Below are 22,981 nucleotides of genomic sequence, written 5' to 3' on the forward strand. Positions count from 1 at the left end.
ATTACCCACATCGTATGGGTATTGCGGCTATTTTCAAGCATCCAGCGGGCGTAAGTCACCAGAAAGACACAACTTTACACAATTGGAAATCTGGCTGACGGAAGGATGAAGAACAAAAAGAAACAGGCACAATTTCTTGTGCCTGTTGGGAGGTTATTTTGCCGGAGCGGGCTGTACGGCAGGTTTCTCTTTTTCCTGATTCGCCAGGTCGAGAGCGATATGCACAGTCTCGTCCAGATACGGATCCGGCTCCTGGTAATCTTTTGGCAGATCGTCCAGTTTCTTGAGCAGAGGCTTGCCTTCGCGCTTGAAGCGATCGTTGATACGCGCCAAGCGGGTTGCATCGTCTTCGTTGTTCTCTTTCTCACGCTGTGCGTAGTTCAGAGAAACGATATTACGCTTATCTTTCAGGGCATTGAATCGTGCAATGTCCTTCATGATGTACTGGAACTCCGGATCTTTCGCGATGCGGTCGTTATGCGCTTTCAGCAGTTCAGGGCCAAATTGCGTCATATCACCCGCTTTCACGTAGGTCGCGGCATTGATGCTGTCCCACGGCAAGGCGTTATCTTCAAACTTCTCGCCGGTTTCGGTCTCTTCCGTGCCTGTCGGCATCATGATGTCCGGCGTTACGCCCTTACGCTGCGTACTGCCGCCGTTCACGCGGTAGAATTTCTGAATGGTGTACTGAACCGAGCCCAGCGCAGGCCATTCCGGACGCAGCATCTGATCGTAAATACGATTCAGAGAGCGATACTGCTGAACGGTGCCTTTCCCGAAGGTTGGCTCACCGACGATCAGCGCGCGGCCATAGTCCTGCATTGCAGCGGCAAAGATTTCAGACGCGGAAGCACTGAAGCGGTCAACCAGGACCACCAGCGGGCCTTTGTAGTAGACCACACCGTCGTTGTCGGCATCTTCACGCACTTTACCGTTGTTATCGCGCACCTGAACCACCGGACCAGATGGAATGAACAGACCGGAGAGTGAAACCGCTTCCGTCAGCGCCCCGCCGCCGTTACTGCGCAGGTCGATGATAATGCTGCTGACGTTCTGCTTTTCAAGCTTCTGCAGCTGAACCTTCACATCGTCAGTCAGGCCCACGTAGAAGCCAGGAATATCCAGAACACCCACCTTCTCTTTACCCACGGTTTTCACCGACATTTTCACCGCGCGGTCTTCCAGACGGATACGCTCGCGGGTCAGGGTAACGATACGGGTTTTGGTGCCTTTACCGGCAGGCAGAATTTCCAGACGAACCTTGCTGCCTTTCGGACCTTTGATCAGCGCAACCACGTCATCGAGACGCCAGCCGATGACGTCGACCATGTTCTGGCCTGTTTGTCCTACACCCACAATGCGATCGCCTACGCTAATCGCTTTGCTTTTGGATGCCGGGCCACCCGCGACCATGGAATTGATCACCGTGTAATCATCATCCATCTGCAGCACCGCGCCGATACCTTCCAGAGACAGGCTCATCTCGGTATTGAACTGTTCGGTGTTGCGTGGAGAGAGATAGTTGGTGTGCGGATCGATTTCGTGCGCAAAGGCGGTCATCGCGAGTGAGAAAACATCCTCACTGTTGGTCTGCGCCAGACGACGAATGGCGAATTTGTAACGACGCGTCAGCGTGTCACGGATCTCTTTTTCGTCTTTGCCGGTCAGCTTAAGACTCAGTTCGTCGTATTTAACTTTACCGTCCCACAGCGCATTCAACTCGGCTTCATCTTTCGGCCAGGGTGCTTTACTGCGATCCAGATTAAAGGTGTCAGTACCGGTGAAGTCCATCGGACGTTCCAGCACTTTCAGCGCGTACTGATAGCGTTCAAAGCGGCGCTTTTGCGACAGGTTGTAGAGATCGTAGAACAGATCCAGCTTGCCAGAACGCAACTCGTCACCCACCTCGGATTTGCGCTTAGCGAACTGCTCGACATCGCTGGCGAGCAAAACGTTATGGCTGTAATCCAGCAAGTTCAGATAGCGGTCAAAGATTTTGGCCGAAAAGGCCTGATCGAGATCGAACTGACGATAGTGCGAGCGGGTAAAACGTGAGGTCACGCGCTCGCTCACCGTCGCGTGCTGCGTCTCTTCCTTGAGAACCGGAATTTGATCAACACGCGTAATATCGTCCACTGCAAAAGCGTGACCTGTTATGGCAAACAGGCCCGCCAGCGCGGTGAGCTTAAAAAAAGTGTTCATGCCAGGCTTGGCCTCCGTTTCAGAACAACAAGTGTTCTGCGCGTACAATCATTGACATACCAGAAGTCAGCTGTACACGAACGCCATCTTTGGTGATTTCCAGTACGGTGGCGTCCATAGCATTGTTACCCGCTTTTACCTTCAGCGCCTGACCTACGCTCAGGGCGTTAATGTCAGAAACCGGCGTATGGCGCGGCTCTTCACGAGGGGCACGCGGGGCTTTTGCTGCTGGTTTGTCTGCACGCGGTTTGCGATCGTTATTATCGTGACGGCGCGGCGCAGGGCGTGGTTTACGCTCACGACGAGGCGCTTCTTCCTGGCCGTTTGCCGCTGCGGCTTCGCGTTTTTTCGCCTGCTGTTCTGCACGTTGTGCCTGAACGCGTGCTTTGGCTTCTTCAAGCTGCTTACGCGCGTGCTCAACGTGCTGCTCGTCCAGCTCACCACACGGGTTGCCGTCGAGATCCACGCGGGTCGCGCCAGCTTTGATACCGTACAGGTAGCGCCAGCTCGAAGTATAAAGACGTAAGGCGGAACGCAGCTGAGTTTTGCTGAGGTTCATTTCCCCTTCAACACGCGCCACCAGATCCTGAAAAATACCGACTTTCAGGGGACGAGCTTCACCTTCCGCGCTGAAGCACTGCGGGAAACGCTCGGCCAGAAATGCGATAACTTCTTTACTGCTATTCAACTTAGGTTGATTTTCCATGAAATTTCCTGATTACAACGGACGTTGCCAACAAGCGCAGGCATGAACAGGCGTCATTATAATGACGCTATCAGTAAATGCTACGTTATCCGTTGATTATCCTGCGACGCTCGCAAAGAATTTTTGATAATCGGTTGCAGCGAGTACGTTTTCCAGATTCGCCACCAGCTCGCGCAGCCCCTGTTCGTCCTCGATTGTAAAGCGACTGAAGACCGTACTGTCGATATCCAGAACGCCAATAATCTGATTTTTGACTACCAGCGGCAGAACGATTTCAGAATTACTGGCGGCATCACAGGCAATGTGCCCGTCAAACGCATGAACGTCTTCCACACGCTGGACCTGATTTTCGGCCACTGCCGTGCCGCATACGCCACGCCCTACCGGAATACGCACGCAGGCCAGTTTGCCCTGGAACGGGCCGAGCACCAGCGTTTCACCTTCCAGGAGGTAAAAGCCGGCCCAGTTCACGTCAGAGAGACGTTCAAACAGCAATGCGCTAGTATTTGCCAGAGTGGCTAAGAAGCTGGTCTCACCCGCCATCAATGCCTTAAAATCGCGGTTCAGATCCGCGTAGAATTCTGTTTTGTTCATTATTCAATCACTTAGTTGTCTTACAAATTTACCGCATAGCCTATTAAAATAAGCATTAAATGCGCTCATGCTCAAGATGAATCCGTTCATGAGTTATTATAACTTTCAACAATACTTATTTGTGCGCAGCTGATGGCCTTAAAAACAACCAAAATTACGCCGACAAGAAAGATAACTGTCCATACGGTGAGCGAAGCTTTGCCACGTGCACATTATCAGCGTTGCCCCCAGTGCGATACGCTTTTTATGTTGCCGAAGATGAAATCGCACCAAAGTGCCTTTTGTCCCCGCTGCGACGCCAAAATTCGCGACGGCCGCGACTGGTCGCTCACCCGCCTCGCCGCCATGGCCGTCACCATGCTGCTGCTGATGCCCTTCGCCTGGAGCGAACCGCTGCTGAAACTCTACCTGCTTGGCGTACGCATTGACGCCAACGTGCTGCAGGGTATCTGGCAGATGACCCGTCAGGGCGATCCCATCACCGCTGCCATGGTGCTTTTCTGCACCGTTGGTGCGCCGCTGGTGCTGGTCGCCGCCATTGCCTATCTGTGGTTTGGTAATATTCTCGGCATGAACCTTCGCCCGGTTCTGCTGATGCTGGATAAGCTCAAAGAGTGGGTGATGCTGGATATTTATCTGGTGGGCGTGGGCGTTGCGTCAATAAAGGTGCAGGACTACGCCTTTTTGCAGCCCGGCATCGGACTTTTTGCTTTCATCAGCCTGGTATTGCTGAGCATCCTGACGCTGATCCACCTGAACGTTGAACAGCTCTGGGAGCGATTTTACCCTCAGCGCCCCGCCACGCGTCCTGATGAAAATCTGCGCGTCTGTCTGGGATGCCACTATACCGGCTTGCCCGACGCGCGTGGGCGCTGCCCGCGTTGTCACATTCCGTTGAGACTGCGGCGCAACAACAGCCTGCAAAAATGCTGGGCCGCGCTGATCGCCTCCCTGGTGTTTCTGATCCCAGCCAATATGCTGCCGATTTCCATCATTTACGTGAATGGCGGGCGTCAGGAGGATACTATCCTCTCCGGGATTATCTCCCTTGCGCACAGCAACGTCGGGGTGGCGGCGATCGTTTTTATTGCCAGTATCCTGGTTCCCTTTACCAAAGTGGTGGTGATGTTTACCCTGCTCATCAGCATTCACTTTAAATGTGAACAAGGCTTACGGACCCGCATTCTGCTGCTGCGGTTCGTCACCTGGATTGGCCGCTGGTCAATGTTAGATCTGTTCGTGATTTCGCTGATGATGTCGCTCATCAATCGCGACCAGCTACTTGCTTTTACAATGGGACCCGCGGCTTTTTATTTCGGCTCTGCGGTGATATTGACTATTCTTGCTGTGGAATGGCTGGATAGCCGCTTACTTTGGGATGCACATGAGTCAGGAAACCCCCGCTTCGCCGACTGAAGCGAGAATTAAAACAAAACGCCGCATTTCGCCATTCTGGTTGCTGCCCGTCATCGCTCTGATGATTGCAGGCTGGCTGATCTGGACGAGCTATGAAGATCGCGGGAGTACCGTCACCATTGATTTCCAGACCGCCGACGGCATCGTCGCCGGGCGAACGCCCGTTCGCTTCCAGGGGGTTGAAGTGGGTACGGTTCAGGACATCTCCCTTGGAAAAGGGCTGAACAAGATTCAGGTGCGGGTCAGTATTAAATCTGACATGCAGGATGCCCTGCGCAGCGAAACGCAGTTCTGGCTGGTCACGCCAAAAGCGTCTCTGGCGGGCGTGTCAGGGCTGGATGCGCTCGTGGGCGGTAACTATATCGGCATGATGCCGGGTAAAGGAGAGCCGCAGGATCACTTTGTTGCCCTGGATACACAGCCCAAGTACCGCCTCAACAACGGCGATTTAATGATTCATCTGCAGGCGCCGGATCTCGGTTCTCTGAACAGCGGTTCGCTGGTCTATTTCCGCAAAATCCCGGTTGGCCGCGTGTACGATTACGCGATCAACCCGAATAAACAGGGCGTCACCATCGACGTGCTGATCGAGCGTCGCTTCACCAATCTGGTGAAAAAAGGCAGCCGCTTCTGGAACGTCTCCGGCGTGGATGCGGACCTCAGCCTGAGCGGTGCGAAAGTGAAGCTGGAGAGTCTGGCCGCGCTGGTGAATGGTGCCATTGCTTTTGACTCCCCGGAAAACTCAAGCCCTGCCACCGCGGATGACTCATTTGGATTGTACGCAGATCTGGCGCACAGCCAGCGCGGCGTGATCGTCAAACTCGCTCTGCCCGATGCTAAGGGGCTAAAAGCGGGTTCAACGCCGCTGATGTATCAGGGGTTGCAGGTTGGTCAGCTCACCAAAATGACGCTCAACCCGGGCGGCTCGGTCAGAGGAGAAATGACTGTCGATCCGAGCGTGGTCGACCTCCTGCGCGAGAAAACGCGTATCGAAATGCGCAGTCCAAAGCTCTCCCTGAACGATGCCAGCCTCAGCACGCTGTTGACCGGCAATACGTTTGAGCTCATCCCCGGTGAAGGTGAGCCCAGCAATAGCTTCGTGATTGCCCCGGCGGATAAATCCCTGCTGCAAAAGCCGGGCGTAGTAACCGTCACGCTGAATGCGCCAGAAAGTTACGGAATCGAAGCCGGCCAGCCGTTAATTTTACACGGCGTGCAGGTCGGCCAGGTGCTGGAGCGTAAGCTCTCCGCGAATGGCGTGACCTTCTCGGTCGCCATCGATCCGCAGTACAGCGACCTGGTGCACGGCGACAGCAAATTCGTGGTGAACAGTCGCGTCGATGTGAAGGTGGGACTGGACGGCGTGGAATTCCTCGGCGCCAGCGCCAGCGAATGGGTTAACGGGGGCATCCGCATTCTGCCTGGCGCTAAAGGCCCCGTTCGCGACAGCTATCCGCTGTATGCCAACCTGGAGAAAGCGGTTGAAAACAGCCTGAGCGATCTCCCTACCACCACGCTGACATTAAGCGCCGAGACACTGCCGGACGTACAGGCAGGATCCGTGGTGCTGTATCGCAAGTTTGAAGTTGGGGAAGTGATCGCCGTTCGCCCGCGTGCGGACGCGTTTGATATCGAACTGCATATCAAGCCGGAGTACCGCAAGCTGCTGACGCCAAACAGCGTCTTCTGGGCCGAAGGCGGCGCGAAAGTTCAGCTTAACGGTAACGGGCTGACCGTGCAGGCCTCCCCGCTCTCACGCGCGCTGCGCGGCGCGATAAGCTTCGATAATCTCAGCGGCGCGGGGGCGAATCTGCGTAAAGGCGATAAGCGTATTCTCTTCCCGTCCGAAACCGCCGCGCGTGCCGTGGGTGGACAGATTACCCTGCACGCGTTTGATGCCGGCAAGCTGGCGGAAGGCATGCCAATCCGCTATCTGGGCATTGATATTGGACAAATCCAGAAGCTGACGCTGATTACCTCGCGCAACGAGGTGCAGGCCACCGCCGTGCTGTACCCGGAATATGTGCAGACCTTCGCCCGGACGGGTTCGCGCTTCTCGGTGGTGACGCCGCAGATCTCGGCCGCGGGCGTTGAGCATCTCGACACCATTTTGCAGCCGTACATCAACGTTGAGCCGGGCCAGGGCAATGCCCGTCGTGATTTCGAACTGCAGGAAGCCACGATCACCGACTCGCGCTACCTTGGCGGCCTGAGCATCGTGGTGGAAGTGCCGGAAGCGGGCTCGCTGAGCATCGGCACGCCGGTACTGTTCCGCGGCATTGAAGTGGGTACGGTCACGGGCCTGACGCTCGGTACGCTCTCCGACCGCGTAATGGTGGCGTTACGCATCAGCGAACGCTACCAGCACCTGGTCCGTAATAACTCGGTATTCTGGCTGGCATCAGGCTATTCGCTGGACTTTGGCCTGACGGGAGGCGTGGTGAAAACCGGCACCTTCAACCAGTTCATTCGCGGCGGTATCGCGTTTGCCACGCCGCCGGGCACGCCGCTGGCGCCGAAAGCGCAGCCGGGTAAACACTTCCTGCTGCTCGAAAGCGAACCGAAAGAGTGGCGCGAATGGGGAACCGCCCTGCCGCGTTAATCTGAAAGGCTCCGGTGTCAACGCACCGGAGCCTTTATGTTACACTGCGCACCTGAACTTTTCCCTGTGGTGTGCCCGTGGCTCAAAACTCCGTATTTCTTCCTGAACAATTCCTGGCGCAGATGCGCGAGGCGCTTCCTTCTCACCTGTCGTTAGATGATTTTATCGCCGCCTGCCAGCGTCCGTTACGCCGAAGTATTCGCGTCAACACGCTGAAAATCAGCGTCGAGGATTTTCTGGCGCTGGTCTCGCCGTACGGCTGGCAGCTTACGCCGGTCCCGTGGTGCGCCGAGGGGTTCTGGATCGAACGCGATGACGAAGCCTCGCTGCCGCTGGGCAGTACCGCTGAACATCTGAGCGGCCTGTTCTATATTCAGGAAGCCAGCTCGATGCTGCCGGTGGCCGCCCTGTTCGCCGATGGTAATGCGCCTGAACGCGTGATGGATGTTGCCGCCGCTCCTGGCTCAAAAACCACGCAAATTGCCGCCCGAATGGGTAACCACGGGGCGATCCTCGCCAACGAGTTTTCCGCCAGCCGCGTGAAGGTGCTGCATGCCAACATCAGCCGCTGCGGTATTCATAATGTTGCCCTGACGCACTTCGACGGACGCGTGTTTGGCGCCGCTTTACCGGAAGCCTTCGATGCCATTCTGCTGGACGCGCCCTGCTCCGGCGAAGGGGTGGTGCGTAAAGATCCCGACGCGTTAAAAAACTGGTCAGTTGAGAGCAACCTTGAGATCGCCGCCACGCAGCGCGAGCTGATCGACAGCGCATTTCACGCGTTGCGCCCTGGCGGCACGCTGGTCTATTCAACGTGCACCTTAAACCGCGATGAAAACGAAGACGTCTGCCTGTGGCTGAAAGCGAACTACCCGGAGGCAGTTGAGTTCCTGCCGCTTAACGGCCTGTTCGCCTCGGCACAGGAGGCGGTCACGCCGGAGGGTTTCCTTCACGTGTTCCCGCAGATTTACGACTGCGAAGGTTTTTTTGTGGCGCGTTTGCGTAAAACGCAGGCAGTTGCTCCCCTGCCCACACCTAAATTCAAGGTCGGCAACTTCCCGTTTTCCCCTCTTAAAGGCCGCGATGCAGCACAGCTTGAAGCCGCCGCCAAAAAGGTTGGGCTGGTCTGGGATGAGAGCCTGCACCCCTGGATGCGTGATAAAGAGATATGGCTGTTCCCGGCACAGATCGAGCCGCTTATCGGAAAGGTCCGTTTTTCGCGAATCGGGATCCGCCTGGCGGAAGTGCATAATAAAGGGTATCGCTGGCAGCATGAGGCCGTTATCGCCCTTGCCGGACGCGAGAATACCTTTGCCCTGACGCATCAGGAAGCCGAAGAGTGGTACCGTGGCCGCGATGTCTATCCGGACAGCACGCCATCAGGCGATGAAGTGATAGTGACGTATCAGGGATATCCGCTGGGGCTGGCAAAAAAGGTCGGCTCAAGGCTGAAAAACAGCTATCCGCGCGAGCTGGTTCGGGACGGCCGTCTGTTTACCGGTAACGATCGCACAGCCTGAAAAAAAGCGCATTTTTTTACTGGCGATTTTGCTCTCCTTGTCTACGATCAAAAATGGGTGATCGCACTGGTCATACCAGATTTTGACAACCGACCCGGAGAGCACTATGACGAAAACCAGCGTGCGTATTGGCGCTTTTGAGATCGACGACGCAGAGCTGCGCGGCGAAGCACAAGGCGATCGAACGTTAAGTATTCCCTGCAAATCCGACCCGGATTTGTGCATGCAGCTCGATGCATGGGATGCAGACACCAGCGTCCCGGCAATACTTGATGGCGAACATTCTGTCCTTTACCGTGAGCATTACGATAGTAAAACCGATGCCTGGGTCATGCGTCTTGCCTGACCTAAAGAGAACCCGCCCGAAGGCGGGTTATTTATTACTGCAGCTGCGCCAGCGTAAAGTAACCGTCGAAAACAGCACCCGTATCAATGTAGTGAAGATTATTAAAATCGTATCTTCTGTCGAGGGGCGTATGCCCAAACCAGAAATGATCCGCGCCACTGATGCCCTCCCCTTTGCCCACCATAAATCCCATCAGCCTGTCGCGGTTCCATAAGACGCGCTGGGCACTGACCGGTTTTTGCCATCGGTATTCCGCGGCCGGATAATCCGCATGGGCAATCACATTCAGACCGTTCGCACAGGTTATCTCGATGATATGCGGTAAATCGCGACAGGCGTCGAGCAACGACAGGGCAAGCTGTTGCTGGTCGCCTTCAAGATGCGAAAACCATATTCCACCATTCATCGTCCAGAGAGAAAAATCGTTATTATCCAGACTGTCGAGAGCCATTTGCTCATGGTTTCCCCGCACGGCACGAAACCATTTTTCATGAATTAACTGCAGGCATTTAACGCTATCAGGGCCACGATCGATCACATCCCCGACTGAAATAAGTAAATCCTCATATGGGTTAAAATGACGGCGTTTAAGCTCATCCATAAGCCATTGGTAACAACCGTGTATATCGCTGACAACCCAGACGTGACGCCACATCCCACCTTCAATTCGCTGATACATAGAACCTCCTTTAAACAGTATAGCCGCCGCAGAAAAGGCAACAGACAGGCGCGGTCGTCACGAAGTGAAACAAACGGTAAACCAAACAGAAATAAAGATCCTCGCACTATTAATCCCTTTTTATTGGCTCTTTAGAATAAGGGTATAAAAAAGAGGGGTCTTCACGTGTCTAATACGCACCTGCATAACGATGTTTTCTATCCGCATCGCACAAACATTATTTCCGAGCTGGTGAACGGCAAACGCGTGCCGGGTCCAATCTGGCGCAAACGCGAATATCGCCTGAAGTTCCTTTTACGCTCGCTTCTGTTCTGGTCTTCTACCCATCGCATGCTGGAAGCCCTTTCGGGTCGCGACGATTTCGACAGGCTGCTGGCCTCTCAAATTACGTTGCCCAGCAAGACCCACCGACAGTATCTGATGCGCGGCCTGACGGCTAACGATCGCGCCGACGCTATCGTCAACCACTACAACTGGATTGATAGCCTGAAAGAGTGCGGTCTCGCTCAGGCCCTGAGCAGCCCGCAGGAGCAAACCGTTGTGCAGTTCCATGCCAAAGACGGTGTAACCTATACGGTCAATGCCTCCTCTGCCGGGAAAGCCGAGCGCGAAGGCGAAAGCACGCTGTGGCTACGCGACAACGAAGATACGCTGCTGGCCAGCCTGACCTTTAGCGTCGCGCGCAGTAACGGTCAGCAAGTGATGGTCATTGGCGGGCTTCAGGGACCCCGTCGCTGCGTATCGCGAGACGTCATTAAGCAGGCCACCCGCGCCTGTCACGGCCTGTTCCCTAAGCGCGTGTTAATGGAAGTTCTTTTTCAGCTGGCTGCACAGTCATCTGTCCGGGCGATTTTTGCCGTCAGCGACGAGGGGCACGTTTTCCGCGCGTTGCGATATCGCCTGAGCAAAGGCCGCCATTTCCATGCCAGCTACGATGAATTTTGGGCATCTCTGGACGGTAAAAAACTTTCAAGCTTCTGCTGGCAACTGCCGCTGCAGATGGAGCGTAAATCCCTTGAAGAAATTGCCAGTAAAAAACGCGCCGAATACCGCCGTCGCTTTGAACTGCTCGATGAAATAGAGGCGTCCGTTAAGTCCCACTTTTAAGCCTGGCTGGCGTCTTCGCTCACTGCATAGCGGATGCATTCCGTTTAAAAAAGAATGATAAAGCAGCCCACTATTGCACAGGGCGAGGGCGCTCAGTTAGCATTGCGCGAAATGAAACCGGCGAATGCGTTGGGAAAAGCGCAATGCGGGCGCAAAAATGAGGGACTTCGGTAATGATCTATGACTGCTTCTTATATTACGATGAAGATATGCTTCTCGAAATCAGGCTGAACACGCTCGCGGACGTTGTCGATCGCTTCGTTATCGTTGAGTCAACCCATACCTTTACCGGTAAAAAGAGGCCGCTGCATTTTGACATTAATAAATACAGCCAGTTTAAAGATAAAATTATCTACGTTGTTCATGATAAAGAACCGATTACGAAAGCCGCTGAAGAATCACACCCGGCTCGGGAGGTGATTCCGGGTCTGCCAGAGGGAATGATGGTGGATGCGTGGGCAAATGAAGCCGCGCAGAGGAATGCCATCATGCAGGGTTTGACGCATGCCAACGATGATGATTTGATTTTAGTTTCCGATGTCGATGAGATATTTTCACCACAGGTGGTAGCATCGATAAATCCCAAAAAGCTCTGCACCACTATTTATCAGAATTTCTATAATTATCAGTTTAACCTGCAGGTTTTTAATACTGACAACACGCCAAGAAAATGTAAATTACCGCGAGCCACACAATATAAAAATCTTGTTAGTTTCTTTGGCGGCGAGCCTGAATCATTCAGGAATCTTAAACGCGCCCGAAGCGTTAAAAACTGGTCCTGGCTAAAGTGGAACTGGTTCAAGATTAACAACAGCATTATTGACAATGGTGGCTGGCACTTCTCGTGGGTGATGACACCCGAGCGCATCTCAGAAAAAATGTCGACCATATCCCATACTGAATACGATCTTCCTGAGTTTAACAACCCGGAACACATCATGAAGGTCATTAAAAATGCGGAAGATATCTGGGGTCGGGACAGGACGTTAATCAAGCAAGAGCTAACGGTTGAAAACTTCCCGGAGTACATTGTCCGCCACAAAGACAAATTCAGCGCGTTCATTATTTAGCTTAGGGCTGCCATTTTGCTCGCCAGAAGGCGTTTGCTCAGCGGTCGCTCGGCCACAAAATTTTAACAAAGATCCCAAAAAACCCTGGACGCACGCGGTCCTGAGTATGTTATGGTTTAGACAGGATATGGAATGTTCGAGAAAGTTTCGGGTGATTTAGAGTCAACACCGAACAATGCTTTGAAAAACATACAGATAAAAAGAGACCGAATACGATTCCTGTATTCGGTCCAGGGAAATGGCTCTTGGGAGAGAGCCGTGCGCTAAAAGTTGGCATTAATGCAGGCTAAGTCGCCTTGCCTTTTAAGAATAGATGACGACGCCAGGTTTTCCAGTCCACAGCAAAAGCGGTCGGAAAAAAAGCGCCAGAGCATCATTAAAAGTGAAAAACCGCAGTGCTTTCGCTAGCATCTGCGGTTTTTTATTGGAAACCCGAACGTTAGCAGAGCTTGTCGGCGCGCTCGATAAACGGCGCCAGACTCATTTTTTGTCCCGGATGCGCCGGGTCATCGATCTGAATAATGCTAATCGGCTGGCCGCTGCTCTTGCCGCTGGCTACCTGCTGCTCTGCGGTATCATTCAGCGGGTATTGCACCAGCGTACTCGGGTTGATCGCATACAGCGCATGGCCTGGACGGCAGGTCAGCATCACCTCTTCGCGATTGAACGCCCATTTGTCCTTACCCACTTCAAAACGACTCACGGTGATAACCTGCGGTGCGGCAAGCGCGCTCCCCGTACAGGCCAGCAATAAGAGAGAAAGTACTGTCTTTTTCATATGATATTTAACCTTGTCAGAAGGGTTCCCAGGTGGCGAACAGACTGACCGTTGCCAGCACCAGCGCTCCCAGCACCACTTCTGCCTGTGTCATCCTGATAAAAATCTGTTGTGCTCGCCCGCTCTCCGGACGAAACCGTGGCACCAGAAAATACCGATTTGCCAGCGCAATTACCACCATCAACGCCACCAGCGCACATTTGAACAACAAAAACCGCACGTAGCCAGCCTGCCAGGGAATATCGAGGCCCAGTATCATGAGCGCATTTATCACCCCGGAGAGCAGGACGCCCGCAACGGCGTAATGCCCCACGCGCGAGAAGCGCATCATGGTAAAGATGGCGGCATTCTGCCAGTGCCCTTTCGCCAGACGCATACAGAACAGCAGGGGCAGTAATCCGCCAAGCCAGGTGGCGGCACATATCAGGTGAAAAGCATAATTAAGACGCTGCAGCGCCCCCGTCGGACCGTCGTTCATCGCCGCATGCCCTACCCCAGCCAGCAGGATAAGCTGGCCCATTGCGAGCAGCAGCAGCCGCGAACCTTTCAGCGGCGCAAGCCATGCCGCACCGACCGTCAGCGCAGCGAGGATTATTTGCCACAGCCAGACACCGCCAAACCGGGTTCCCATCACGCTGAACCAGATCTGTGGCGCAAACACATCTCCCCAGCCGCTGCCCATCAACCCGCCCTGCAGCATAAACATCAGGACCGCTGCCGCAAGGCTCACTAAGGCCGCCACTTTCTGCTGCGACTGGAATCGCCGGGACATCAGACGGTGGAGAGAGGAAGGCGCAAACCAGACGCTGTAAAGCGCATTGCCAAACACCAGCATCAGCGCCCCGAAATGGATAAAGCGTAGCCCGATATAACACAGCGCCAGCATGCTATTTCACGCTAAAGTGATAGCTGCCTTTGGTTTTATGGCCGTCCACGGAGACCACATGCCAGTCCACCTGGTAAGTCCCTGATGCCAGCGTTTTTTCCAGCGGCACGGTAAGCTGAGCTTTGTTCTTTTCGTCGCGCGTAGCGGTTCCCGTTTTGACGATCTGCTTTTGCGCATCCGTTACCACTACACCGCTAAATCCAGGTTCGATACCTTCTGAAAAATTCAGCGTAAGTGCCTGCGGTGCGGTCACCACGCTGTCTGCTGCCGGGATCTGCTGTTTAAGATGTGCATGTGCCAGCACGGAAGGCGTCATCATTGTCGAGGCCACAAAAACCAGTGCGCAGACCGCGCGGGAAGCGGAGAAACCCATCCTATCATTCCTTTTTGTTATGTCTGTATGCTAAAGAATAACGCTGTATAATAAACGAGTCGAGGATCATCCTGCCTCCGCTTGTCATCGTCGTGCAATCGCGGTAACGTTGCCGCCGCATAAAAAGGAGAAGGTAATGAAGATCAATCTGGCCGCCCTTCCGCAGGACGAGATGGATAAAGTGAATGTCGATCTCGCTGCCGCTGGCGTCGCGTTCAAAGAGCGTTACAACATGCCCGTCGTGGCTGAAGTCGTGGAACGGGAACAGCCCGCCCATCTGCGCGACTGGTTTCGCGAAAGACTCATCGCCCACCGCCTCGCCTCGGTCAACCTCTCCCGTTTACCGTACGAGCCTAAAGTTAAATAAGCTTAACGAGTCGTTACATTTCCTTACGCGGAATCTGGCAGGATAAGAAAACCCTGATTATTTTAGGTGTATTCTTAAATCTCTGCGACTCAGTGTATAAGGAAGTCACGATGTCACATTGGAATATAGCGGCAGCCCAGTATGGCGGGCTGCATCAGACTGTAGATGACCATGTTAAGCACCACCTGCGCTTCATCGCCGAAGCAGCACGGCAGCGGTGCGATCTGCTGGTTTTCCCTGAACTCTCATTAACGGGCTCTGGCTCGCCGACGTTACCTCCCCCGCCCGATGACGCGCAGCTGGAGCCGCTGCTCAACGCGGCACATCTACATCAGATTACCGTTATTGCCGGGCTCCCCCTGGAACAGAATGGCCAGCGCCAGAAAGGCCTTGTGCTGTTATCGCCCGCTCGCCATCGCATTTTGCGCTATCCGCAAGGGCGCGGTGCCAGCCTCGTGCCGGGGGATAAACACCTTACCATCCTTGATGCACATCCCGATTCGCCCAATCTCGATCCCCGGGCAACGCTTGTTACCAGCTGCCAGTCGGTGGGGGATAATCGCTGGCGGCAGTCCATCAGTAACCTGCAGCGCTTCGCGCATAAATATGCCATTGCGGTGCTGATGGCGAACGCCTGCGGCGGCAGCGCGCTGTGGGATGAAAAAGGCCAGCTGATCGTGCGCGCGGATAAGGGCGAGCTTCTGGTGACCGGCACGCTCGGCGGAGAGGGTTGGCAAGGCGATATCATTCCTTTAGGCTAGGCGTTTTAAGCTCAGGAGTTTTCAATGCTGCGCGTCATCGATACCGAAACTTGCGATCTTCAGGGCGGAATAGTGGAAGTGGCCTCTGTCGACGTGGTTGATGGTAAAATCGTCAACCCCATGAGCCATCTGGTGCGTCCCGATCGCCCCATCAGCCCTCAGGCGATGGCTATCCATCGCATTACCGAATCGATGGTGGCGGATAAGCCGTGGATCGAAGAGATTATTCCGCACTACTACGGTAGCCCGTGGTACGTCGCGCATAACGCCAGCTTTGACCGCCGGGTGTTGCCTGAAATGCCGGGGGAATGGATTTGCACCATGAAGCTGGCGCGTCGTCTCTGGCCGGGGATTAAATACAGCAACATGGCGCTGTACAAGTCCCGTAAGCTCAGCGTTCGTACCCCTGAGGGGCTTCACCATCACCGCGCCCTGTATGACTGCTATATCACCGCCGCGTTGCTGATTGATATTATGAATATCTCTGGCTGGACGCCGGATGACATGGCGACGATCACAGGACGTCCCGCGCTTCTGACCACGTTTACCTTTGGTAAATATCGCGGGAAGCCGGTGTCCGAGGTGGCGGATAAAGACCCGGGCTATTTGCGCTGGCTGTATAACAACCTCGACAGAATGAGCCCGGAGCTGCGCTTAACGCTGAAACATTATCTGGGCGACGCTTAACGCTCCGCACGGCCTGGCAGCGTGTCCTGCGCCAGGCCTATTAAAAAGGCATATTCCAGCGCAACCCCTTCGTACGATTTAAATCGCCCCGATTTCCCCCCGTGTCCGGAATCCATATCGGTACACAGCAGCAGCAGATTGTCATCGGTTTTCAGCTCACGCAGTTTTGCCACCCATTTTGCCGGCTCCCAGTATTGCACCTGAGAATCATGCAAACCGGTGGTGACCAGCATATGCGGGTAGGCTTTCGCCTCAACGTTATCGTACGGGCTGTACTCTTTCATATAGCGGTAGTACATCTCATCCTGCGGATTCCCCCACTCCTCAAATTCCCCGGTAGTAAGGGGAATGGATTCATCGAGCATGGTCGTGACCACATCGACAAACGGAACCTGCGCGACAATCCCCTTAAAGCGGTCGGGACGCTGGTTGATCGCCGCCCCCATCAGCATGCCGCCCGCGCTGCCCCCCATCCCAAAGCAGAGCTGCGGATCGCCGTATCCCTGCTCAATCAGCGCATCGCAGACGTCGAGGTAGTCATTGAAGGTGTTTTTCTTCTTCAGGAATTTCCCGTCTTCATACCAGTGCTGGCCCAGCTCACCGCCGCCGCGAATATGGGCGATGGCGAAAACAAAACCGCGATCGAGCAGGCTTAGCCGGCTGCTGCTGAAATCGGCGTCCATGCTTGAGCCATACGAGCCGTAGCCGTACACCAGGATCGGTTTTTTGCCTTTCTGGAAATGAGCACGATGGTAAACAAGAGAGACCGGCACCTCCACGCCATCACGGGCGGTGACCCACAGGTGCTCGCTGCGGTAGTTTTCGGACTCAAACCCTTTTACCTCGGTCTGTTTAATCACCTGGCGCTGCCCGGTATCCATATCCAGCTCAAACAGGGTGTCCGGCGTGGTCATGGAGGAGTAGCCGTAGCGCAACCGCGACGATTCGGGTTCAGGGTTGAATCCAATCCACGTCACGTAGGCCGGGTCATCAAACGCAATCCCCACCACTTCCCGGGTTTTACGGTTGATTTGCCGGATACTGGTCAGCCCGCGCTGACGCTCTTCCACCACCAGCCAGTCGGTAAAGAGGGTGAACCCTTCAAGCATCACCTGATCCCGCGCGGGGATAAGCACCTCCCACTTTCGCTCATCGCGCACTTTGGTTTTATAGAGACCAAAGTTTTTGCCCTCGCGATTGGAGCGCAAATAAAAGCTGTGCTGGAAGTGATCCAGACTGTACTCGTGATCCTTGCGGCGCGGCAGGAAGCAGAGCGGCTGGGCGTCCGGCAGTTCGGCATCCAGCAGCAGGACTTCCGACGTCGTCGCGCTGGCAAGGAAGATAATCACATAGTGGCGTGAGGAGGTTTTATGCAGGCTGACATAAAACGTTTCGTCTTTCTCTTCATAAACCAGCTCGTCGTCAGCGGAGTCTGTTCCCACGGTATGTCGCCACACCTGGTAAGGCAGCAGCGTCGACACGTGCTTTTTAACGTAGTAAACCGTCTCGGAATCATTCGCCCAGACAAAATCCGGGGAGACGTTTTCCAGCATTTCCGGATACCAGTTGCCGGTCTCCAGATTGCGAAACCGCAGGCCGTACTGGCGGCGGGAGAGATAATCCTCCGCCAGCGCCATCACCGCGTTGTCAGGGGAAATGGACATGCCGCCCAGGGTATAAAACTCGCTGTGGGCGGCGCGCTGGTTGGCATCCAGCAGAATATCCCACTCATCCCATTCGGCGCTTAACACCGACTGACGCTGGTAGATGGGATACTCATTGCCGGGCTCGTAAATATGGCGATAGCGATAGCCGTTTTTGGTCCAGGGCGCGGAGATATCGCGCTGGGGAATACGCTGCACCATTTCATTCAGGAGCTGGTCCTGAAGCGTCTGCTGGCTGGACATGACCTTGCGGCCATAGTCGTTTTCCTCGTGCAGGTAGTCGAGTACCTCTGGCCGGGAGCGAGAATCGTCCCGCAGCCAGTAATAGTTGTCTATACGCGTATCGCCATGCGTGGTGATCGCATAAGGAGTACGTCGGGCTTTCGGTGGCATGTCATCATTCTTTTAAGTTTTACACCCTATAAGGTTGGCAAAACCCACGCATGATGCAAGCGAAACAGCGTCGCGACGGCGACGACTATCCCTGTAACGCCTGTTTTTGCTCCCGGATATCCCGCTCAATGCCCTCGCGCACGTCCTGAGGGATCTTTAACGCATCGCCCAGGGCGTTAAGGTAGCTCCGCTCCATAAAATGATCGATATCGATGGCGGCGCAGCTGAGGAAATAGAGCTCCAGCGCCTCTTCCTCATTTTTCACACTTTGCGCAAGACGCTGCGGCTCGAGCGGCTGTTCTATCGCCTGCGCCACCAGCACTCTTCCCTTCTCTTCAACGCCGGCTTCGCGCAGCTGCTGCTCGATCGCCGCTCGTTCCTTATCGTCAATATGCCCGTCGCTTTTCGCGGCAAAAACCAGCGCAAGAATGAGCCGTTCGGTACGCAGATCCAGCGGCGAGGTGTGCTCGCCGTAATGCGGTTCATCGCTGTGCGCGGTCCGTACCCTGTCCTTGTATTTATTCCACAGCACGGTGCCCGCGATGGCGCCGCCGCCGGCCAGCAGCGCGCCTGTACCATACTTTGCCAGCAGCTTGCGTGAGGATTTATTCGCGACCAGCAGGCCTGCCAGCCCGCCGAGCGCCCCGGGTACCAGCAGTTTGCTGAGGTCCCGCTCGCCAGACGATGTTTTCTGCCCTAACAGGGATTGCAATTGATTTAACCATCCAGACATGGTTTCCCTCGCTTAACGGTGAACATGTTTCACAGCGTAAGCGAGCAGGCGTCAGGAAATGTCTGGTCGGGCTAAAGAAGCGCAAATTTCTGTCCCCTCGCTTAGCCGTGCACGAGACAGACGCAAACGTTTTCGTTTATACTGCGCGCAACTTTTTCAGGGGGATTGTTATGATTCGTTTAGGAACTGCGCTGCGGCCTGCGGCGACGCGAGTGATGCTGTTGGGATCGGGCGAGCTGGGGAAAGAGGTCGCCATTGAGTGCCAGCGTTTAGGTGTGGAAGTCATTGCCGTAGACCGTTACGCCGACGCACCCGCCATGCACGTCGCCCATCGTTCTTATGTGATTAACATGCTGGATGGCGATGCCCTTCGCGAACTGATTACGCGCGAAAAACCCGATTTTGTCGTGCCGGAAATTGAGGCCATCGCCACCGATACGCTGATCGCCCTGGAGCAGGAAGGCCAGCGCGTGGTGCCCTGTGCGAAAGCCGCAAAGCTGACCATGAACCGCGAAGGCATTCGTCGCCTGGCGGCGGAAGAGCTGGGATTGCCCACCTCGAGCTACCGTTTTGCTGGCGATAAGGCCGCGTTTCTGCAGGCCGTCGAGGAAATTGGCTGCCCGTGCATCGTTAAGCCGGTGATGAGCTCCTCCGGAAAAGGACAGAGCTTTATTCGCGACAGCGGTACCCTGGATAACGCGTGGGATTATGCCCAGCAGGGCGGCCGTGCCGGAGCCGGTCGCGTAATCGTCGAAGGCGTCGTGAAGTTTGATTTCGAAATCACCCTGCTGACCGTCAGCGCCGTTGACGGCGTCCATTTCTGCGACCCGATTGGTCACCGTCAGGAGGATGGCGATTACCGCGAATCCTGGCAGCCGCAGCAGATGAGCGCCCTGGCGCTGGAGCGTGCTCAGGAGATCGCTCGTAAAACCGTCCTGGCGCTGGGCGGCTATGGCCTGTTCGGCGTGGAGCTGTTTGTGTGCGGTGATGAGGTGATTTTCAGCGAAGTCTCCCCTCGCCCGCATGACACCGGCATGGTCACGCTGATTTCGCAGGATCTCTCCGAGTTCGCCCTGCACGTGCGCGCGTTCCTCGGCCTGCCCGTCGGCGGTGTACGTCAGTATGGCCCTGCCGCCTCGGCGGTGATCCTGCCGCAGTTAACCAGCCAGAACGTCACGTTTGATAACGTCGACGGGGCAGTGGGCGCAGGATTGCAGGTACGTCTGTTCGGCAAGCCGGAGATCGACGGAACTCGCCGTCTTGGCGTGGCATTAGCCACCGGAGATAACGTTGACGACGCCGTGGCGAGAGCGAAAGCGGCCGCTGCGAGCGTCAAGGTTGCAGGATAAAAAAACGGGCCGTAAGGCCCGTTTTTCATGCGGCGAGTGGCTTACTGCTTCGCGCCTTCAACCGCTTCACGAGCCAGTTTGGTGATGCGATCCCAGTCGCCCGCTTCCAGCGCATCCGCCGGAACCAGCCATGAACCGCCGATGCACAGCACGCTTTTCAGCGCCAGGTAGTCACGGTAGTTGGCAGGAGAGATACCGCCCGTCGGGCAGAAGCGTACCTGAGAGAAAGGACCCGCAATCGCCTGCAGCGCTTTGGTGCCGCCGTTCGCTTCAGCCGGGAAGAATTTAAACTCTTTCAGACCGTAGTCCATGCCCAGCATCAGTTCAGAGACGGTGCTGATGCCCGGGATCAGAGGAATGGTACCTTCGGTGGCGGCTTTCAGCAGCGGCTCGGTCAGGCCAGGGCTGATGGCGAACTGCGCGCCCGCTTCGGTCACTTCCGCCAGCTGCTGCGCGTTGAGAACGGTGCCCGCACCGATGATGGCGTCCGGCACTTCTTTCGCGATAGCGCGGATAGCATCCATCGCGCAGGCGGTGCGCAGGGTCACTTCCAGAACGCGAACGCCACCCGCAACCAGCGCTTTCGCCATCGGTACAGCGTGCTCCAGCTTGTTTACCACGATAACCGGCACGACAGGGCCAGTGGTCAGGATTGCTTCTGCACTTGTTTTCCAGTTTTTCATCAGAGTTTTCTCTCGCCAGATCGTTAAAATCAAGTCGTCTTAAAACGTAATACAGGTTGCGCCCTGCTCCGCACCGGAGAGTTTCTCACGCAGCGCGCTGAACATTTCGCGTCCGGTCCCCACGCGCGATGCGCTCAGGTCAGGAATATGGGGCTGACGTGCCGCCAGCTCGGCTTCATCCACCAGCAGGGTTAACTCGCCCGTCTGGCCGTTCACGCGGATCATGTCACCGTCGCGCACTTTCGCCAGCAGACCGCCGTCGTAGGCTTCCGGCGTCACGTGGATGGCTGAAGGCACTTTACCGGATGCCCCGGAGAGGCGTCCATCGGTGACTAGCGCAATTTTGAAACGGCGGTCCAATAATACACCAAGTGGTGGCATAAGTTTATGTAATTCTGGCATCCCGTTGGCTTTAGGCCCCTGGTGACGCACCACCACCACGCAGTCTTTATCGAGCAGACCGGCGTCAAAGGCGGGTAACACGTCATGCTGGCTTTCAAATACCACCGCCGGCGCTTCGATAACCTGGTTCTCTTCCGGTACGGCAGAGGTCTTCATTACCGCACGACCGAGGTTGCCGCTCAGCACTTTGGTGCCGCCGTGAGGAGAGAACGGTTTGTCGATAGTGGCAATCACCTGCGCATCAAGAGACGCGCTCGCCCCTTCACGCCAGTCCAGCTCGCCGTTGTTCAGCCACGGCTCCTGGGTGTAGCGCTGAAGGCCAAAGCCCGCCACGGTATTCACGTCTTCATGCAGCAGTCCGCCTTTCAGCAGCTCGCGCATCAGCAGCGGTACGCCGCCTGCGGCCTGGAAGTGGTTGATATCCGCCGGACCGTTCGGGTACAGGCGCGCCATCAGCGGCACCACGGAAGAGATCTCGGAGAAGTCATCCCAGTTAATCAGAATGCCCGCCGCTCGCGCCATGGCCACCAGGTGCATGGTGTGGTTGGTTGACCCCCCGGTTGCCAGCAGCGCGACAATCCCGTTGACGATGACTTTTTCGTCGACCATTTTGCCCATCGGCATCCATTCGTTGCCGTTGCCGGTCAGACGCGTGACCTGACGGGCCGCGGCCTCGGTCAGCGCCTTGCGCAGCGGCGCATCCGGCTGGATAAAGGACGAGCCCGGAAGCTGCATCCCCATAAACTCCACCACCATCTGGTTAGTGTTAGCCGTACCGTAGAACGTACAGGTCCCCGGCGCATGATAGGACGCAGCTTCCGCCTCCAGCAGCGCCTGACGGTCTGCTTTGCCTTCCGCGTACAGCTGGCGAATACGCACTTTTTCTTTGTTCGGCAGACCGCTCGCCATTGGGCCGGACGGGACGAAGATCGCAGGCAGATGCCCAAACGACAGCGCCGCCATCACCAGGCCCGGGACAATCTTGTCGCACACGCCGAGATACAGCGCGCCATCAAACATGTTGTGTGACAGGCCCACCGCGGCAGACATCGCAATCACTTCGCGGCTCAGCAGGGACAGCTCCATGCCGTCCTGGCCCTGCGTCACGCCGTCGCACATGGCAGGTACACCGCCCGCCACCTGGCCCACCGCATTTACGCTGTGCAGCGCGTTACGGATGATAGTGGGATAAACCTCATACGGCTGGTGGGCGGAAAGCATATCGTTATAGGAGGTAATGATGGCGATATTGTTACGCAACATGCTTTTCAGCGACGCTTTATCATCAGGCTGGCAGGCGGCGAAGCCGTGCGCCAGGTTCCCGCAGGCCAGCTGAGATCGGTGGACGGTGCTGCTCTTTGCCTGTTCAATCCGGGCGAGGTAGGCTGAACGGGTCTCTTTCGAGCGCTCGATAATGCGCTGTGTTACGCGTAACAATGTCGGATTCATAAAAGCTCCTCTAAATTATCTGTCCGGGCTCGGGAGTTTACAAAGTCGCTGGCAGTTGTTAACAACGCTGAAACGCTTGCTGTCCGGAGCTCAGGGGCAAAATCACTTCCGGCAGTGTAATAAAAAAAGCTCCGCGGGTGAATCCACGCGGAGCTTAAAAGTTGAAAATTGTGCCACTAGCTGTGTTAGATCATGTTACCGGTAAAATAACACT

General features: G+C 55.6%; 21 protein-coding genes. 10 read left to right on the forward strand and 11 right to left on the reverse strand.

All coding sequences use genetic code 11. From position 1 onward, the window contains the following. Positions 1–153: 153 nt before the first annotated feature. The 3 genes from prc to NWV12_RS13360 form a co-directional block, all read right to left on the reverse strand. Entirely contained in the window at positions 154–2,202 is a 2,049-nt protein-coding gene (prc, locus tag NWV12_RS13350; RefSeq protein WP_029741991.1) for a carboxy terminal-processing peptidase, read from the reverse strand. Positions 2,203–2,221: 19 nt separating this feature from the next. Then, the gene (proQ, locus tag NWV12_RS13355) at positions 2,222–2,908 is read right to left on the reverse strand and encodes an RNA chaperone ProQ (RefSeq protein WP_023336085.1); all 687 of its coding nucleotides are present in this window, start codon (positions 2,906–2,908) and stop codon (positions 2,222–2,224) included. 96 nt (positions 2,909–3,004) lie between these two features. Then, entirely contained in the window at positions 3,005–3,502 is a 498-nt protein-coding gene (locus tag NWV12_RS13360) for a GAF domain-containing protein (RefSeq protein WP_013096117.1), read from the reverse strand. Positions 3,503–3,634: 132 nt separating this feature from the next. Between NWV12_RS13360 and yebS the strand changes: the two genes are divergently transcribed. From yebS to NWV12_RS13380, 4 genes are all read left to right on the forward strand, one after another. Then, positions 3,635–4,918 (forward strand): membrane integrity lipid transport subunit YebS, encoded by a 1,284-nt coding sequence (yebS, locus tag NWV12_RS13365; RefSeq protein WP_023312213.1) that lies wholly within the window; start codon positions 3,635–3,637, stop codon positions 4,916–4,918. Then, positions 4,887–7,520: a PqiB family protein gene (locus NWV12_RS13370; RefSeq protein ID WP_158641726.1), complete on the forward strand. Its 2,634-nt coding sequence runs from the start codon at positions 4,887–4,889 to the stop codon at positions 7,518–7,520. Before yebS ends, NWV12_RS13370 begins: the two co-directional genes overlap by 32 nt. 122 nt (positions 7,521–7,642) lie before the next feature. After that, a complete protein-coding gene (rsmF, locus tag NWV12_RS13375) occupies positions 7,643–9,040 on the forward strand; it encodes a 16S rRNA (cytosine(1407)-C(5))-methyltransferase RsmF (RefSeq protein ID WP_249425954.1) in 1,398 nt (465 codons plus the stop codon). 106 nt (positions 9,041–9,146) lie between these two features. Further along, the gene (locus tag NWV12_RS13380) at positions 9,147–9,386 is read left to right on the forward strand and encodes a YebV family protein (RefSeq protein ID WP_008500472.1); all 240 of its coding nucleotides are present in this window, start codon (positions 9,147–9,149) and stop codon (positions 9,384–9,386) included. 34 nt (positions 9,387–9,420) lie between these two features. Here the strand turns inward: NWV12_RS13380 and pphA are convergent, their stop codons facing one another. Further along, positions 9,421–10,065 (reverse strand): protein-serine/threonine phosphatase, encoded by a 645-nt coding sequence (pphA, locus tag NWV12_RS13385; protein ID WP_048979907.1) that lies wholly within the window; start codon positions 10,063–10,065, stop codon positions 9,421–9,423. Positions 10,066–10,230: 165 nt separating this feature from the next. Between pphA and NWV12_RS13390 the strand changes: the two genes are divergently transcribed. Further along, positions 10,231–11,172 (forward strand): VirK/YbjX family protein, encoded by a 942-nt coding sequence (locus tag NWV12_RS13390; RefSeq protein ID WP_048979909.1) that lies wholly within the window; start codon positions 10,231–10,233, stop codon positions 11,170–11,172. A 173-nt stretch (positions 11,173–11,345) separates the two neighbouring features. Further along, a complete protein-coding gene (locus NWV12_RS13395; protein WP_048979915.1) occupies positions 11,346–12,242 on the forward strand; it encodes a benzoate transporter in 897 nt (298 codons plus the stop codon). 439 nt (positions 12,243–12,681) lie between these two features. Here the strand turns inward: NWV12_RS13395 and NWV12_RS13400 are convergent, their stop codons facing one another. From NWV12_RS13400 to yobA, 3 genes are read right to left on the reverse strand one after another with little or no spacing between them, the layout of a single operon-like run. Further along, positions 12,682–13,020: a YebY family protein gene (locus NWV12_RS13400; protein WP_033145840.1), complete on the reverse strand. Its 339-nt coding sequence runs from the start codon at positions 13,018–13,020 to the stop codon at positions 12,682–12,684. A gap of 16 nt (positions 13,021–13,036) precedes the next feature. Next, on the reverse strand, positions 13,037–13,906 hold the full coding sequence (gene copD / locus NWV12_RS13405) for a copper homeostasis membrane protein CopD (protein ID WP_048979917.1): 870 nt from the start codon (positions 13,904–13,906) through the stop codon (positions 13,037–13,039). A gap of 1 nt (position 13,907) precedes the next feature. Then, complete coding sequence (yobA, locus tag NWV12_RS13410; RefSeq protein ID WP_048979919.1) at positions 13,908–14,279, reverse strand: CopC domain-containing protein YobA; 372 nt, start codon at positions 14,277–14,279, stop codon at positions 13,908–13,910. A gap of 136 nt (positions 14,280–14,415) precedes the next feature. On the opposite strand from yobA, the gene NWV12_RS13415 reads away from it, so the two are divergent. The 3 genes from NWV12_RS13415 to exoX all read left to right on the forward strand — a co-directional run bounded on the left by NWV12_RS13415 (position 14,416) and on the right by exoX (position 16,094). After that, complete coding sequence (locus NWV12_RS13415; RefSeq protein ID WP_008500465.1) at positions 14,416–14,646, forward strand: DNA polymerase III subunit theta; 231 nt, start codon at positions 14,416–14,418, stop codon at positions 14,644–14,646. Positions 14,647–14,756: 110 nt separating this feature from the next. Next, complete coding sequence (locus NWV12_RS13420) at positions 14,757–15,407, forward strand: carbon-nitrogen hydrolase family protein (RefSeq protein ID WP_048979922.1); 651 nt, start codon at positions 14,757–14,759, stop codon at positions 15,405–15,407. A 24-nt stretch (positions 15,408–15,431) separates the two neighbouring features. Further along, entirely contained in the window at positions 15,432–16,094 is a 663-nt protein-coding gene (gene exoX, locus NWV12_RS13425; RefSeq protein WP_010432611.1) for an exodeoxyribonuclease X, read from the forward strand. Here the strand turns inward: exoX and ptrB are convergent. Then, complete coding sequence (gene ptrB, locus NWV12_RS13430; protein WP_048979924.1) at positions 16,091–18,151, reverse strand: oligopeptidase B; 2,061 nt, start codon at positions 18,149–18,151, stop codon at positions 16,091–16,093. The two genes, exoX and ptrB, sit on opposite strands and share 4 nt — an antisense overlap. Before the next feature lie 85 nt (positions 18,152–18,236). After that, positions 18,237–18,884: a tellurite resistance TerB family protein gene (locus NWV12_RS13435; RefSeq protein ID WP_047061091.1), complete on the reverse strand. Its 648-nt coding sequence runs from the start codon at positions 18,882–18,884 to the stop codon at positions 18,237–18,239. 170 nt (positions 18,885–19,054) lie between these two features. Here NWV12_RS13435 and purT point away from each other — a divergent pair, with 170 nt between their 5' ends. Next, the gene (gene purT / locus NWV12_RS13440) at positions 19,055–20,233 is read left to right on the forward strand and encodes a formate-dependent phosphoribosylglycinamide formyltransferase (protein WP_048979925.1); all 1,179 of its coding nucleotides are present in this window, start codon (positions 19,055–19,057) and stop codon (positions 20,231–20,233) included. A gap of 41 nt (positions 20,234–20,274) precedes the next feature. Here the strand turns inward: purT and kdgA are convergent, their stop codons facing one another. Further along, positions 20,275–20,916 (reverse strand): bifunctional 4-hydroxy-2-oxoglutarate aldolase/2-dehydro-3-deoxy-phosphogluconate aldolase, encoded by a 642-nt coding sequence (gene kdgA, locus NWV12_RS13445; protein WP_014884307.1) that lies wholly within the window; start codon positions 20,914–20,916, stop codon positions 20,275–20,277. 39 nt (positions 20,917–20,955) lie between these two features. Further along, positions 20,956–22,767, reverse strand: a complete 1,812-nt coding sequence (gene edd, locus NWV12_RS13450) for a phosphogluconate dehydratase (protein WP_047061092.1) — start codon at positions 22,765–22,767, stop codon at positions 20,956–20,958. Positions 22,768–22,981 lie beyond the last annotated feature (214 nt).

This window comes from Enterobacter sp. Crenshaw (assembly GCF_024734705.1).
GTDB classification, from domain to species: Bacteria; Pseudomonadota; Gammaproteobacteria; order Enterobacterales; family Enterobacteriaceae; genus Enterobacter; species Enterobacter asburiae_B.

Bases quoted from the DNA above. Each gene is read 5' to 3' on its own strand.
- purT (WP_048979925.1), top strand. From the start codon at position 19,055: ATGATTCGTTTAGGAACTGCGCTGCGGCCTGCGGCGACGCGAGTGATG.
- kdgA (WP_014884307.1), bottom strand. From the start codon at position 20,916: ATGAAAAACTGGAAAACAAGTGCAGAAGCAATCCTGACCACTGGCCCT.
- prc (WP_029741991.1), bottom strand. From the start codon at position 2,202: ATGAACACTTTTTTTAAGCTCACCGCGCTGGCGGGCCTGTTTGCCATA.
- copD (WP_048979917.1), bottom strand. From the start codon at position 13,906: ATGCTGGCGCTGTGTTATATCGGGCTACGCTTTATCCATTTCGGGGCG.
- yobA (WP_048979919.1), bottom strand. From the start codon at position 14,279: ATGGGTTTCTCCGCTTCCCGCGCGGTCTGCGCACTGGTTTTTGTGGCC.
- ptrB (WP_048979924.1), bottom strand. From the start codon at position 18,151: ATGCCACCGAAAGCCCGACGTACTCCTTATGCGATCACCACGCATGGC.
- NWV12_RS13380 (WP_008500472.1), top strand. From the start codon at position 9,147: ATGACGAAAACCAGCGTGCGTATTGGCGCTTTTGAGATCGACGACGCA.
- NWV12_RS13415 (WP_008500465.1), top strand. From the start codon at position 14,416: ATGAAGATCAATCTGGCCGCCCTTCCGCAGGACGAGATGGATAAAGTG.
- pphA (WP_048979907.1), bottom strand. From the start codon at position 10,065: ATGTATCAGCGAATTGAAGGTGGGATGTGGCGTCACGTCTGGGTTGTC.
- edd (WP_047061092.1), bottom strand. From the start codon at position 22,767: ATGAATCCGACATTGTTACGCGTAACACAGCGCATTATCGAGCGCTCG.
- NWV12_RS13435 (WP_047061091.1), bottom strand. From the start codon at position 18,884: ATGTCTGGATGGTTAAATCAATTGCAATCCCTGTTAGGGCAGAAAACA.
- NWV12_RS13395 (WP_048979915.1), top strand. From the start codon at position 11,346: ATGATCTATGACTGCTTCTTATATTACGATGAAGATATGCTTCTCGAA.
- NWV12_RS13400 (WP_033145840.1), bottom strand. From the start codon at position 13,020: ATGAAAAAGACAGTACTTTCTCTCTTATTGCTGGCCTGTACGGGGAGC.
- NWV12_RS13370 (WP_158641726.1), top strand. From the start codon at position 4,887: ATGAGTCAGGAAACCCCCGCTTCGCCGACTGAAGCGAGAATTAAAACA.
- exoX (WP_010432611.1), top strand. From the start codon at position 15,432: ATGCTGCGCGTCATCGATACCGAAACTTGCGATCTTCAGGGCGGAATA.
- proQ (WP_023336085.1), bottom strand. From the start codon at position 2,908: ATGGAAAATCAACCTAAGTTGAATAGCAGTAAAGAAGTTATCGCATTT.
- rsmF (WP_249425954.1), top strand. From the start codon at position 7,643: ATGCGCGAGGCGCTTCCTTCTCACCTGTCGTTAGATGATTTTATCGCC.
- yebS (WP_023312213.1), top strand. From the start codon at position 3,635: ATGGCCTTAAAAACAACCAAAATTACGCCGACAAGAAAGATAACTGTC.
- NWV12_RS13360 (WP_013096117.1), bottom strand. From the start codon at position 3,502: ATGAACAAAACAGAATTCTACGCGGATCTGAACCGCGATTTTAAGGCA.
- NWV12_RS13420 (WP_048979922.1), top strand. From the start codon at position 14,757: ATGTCACATTGGAATATAGCGGCAGCCCAGTATGGCGGGCTGCATCAG.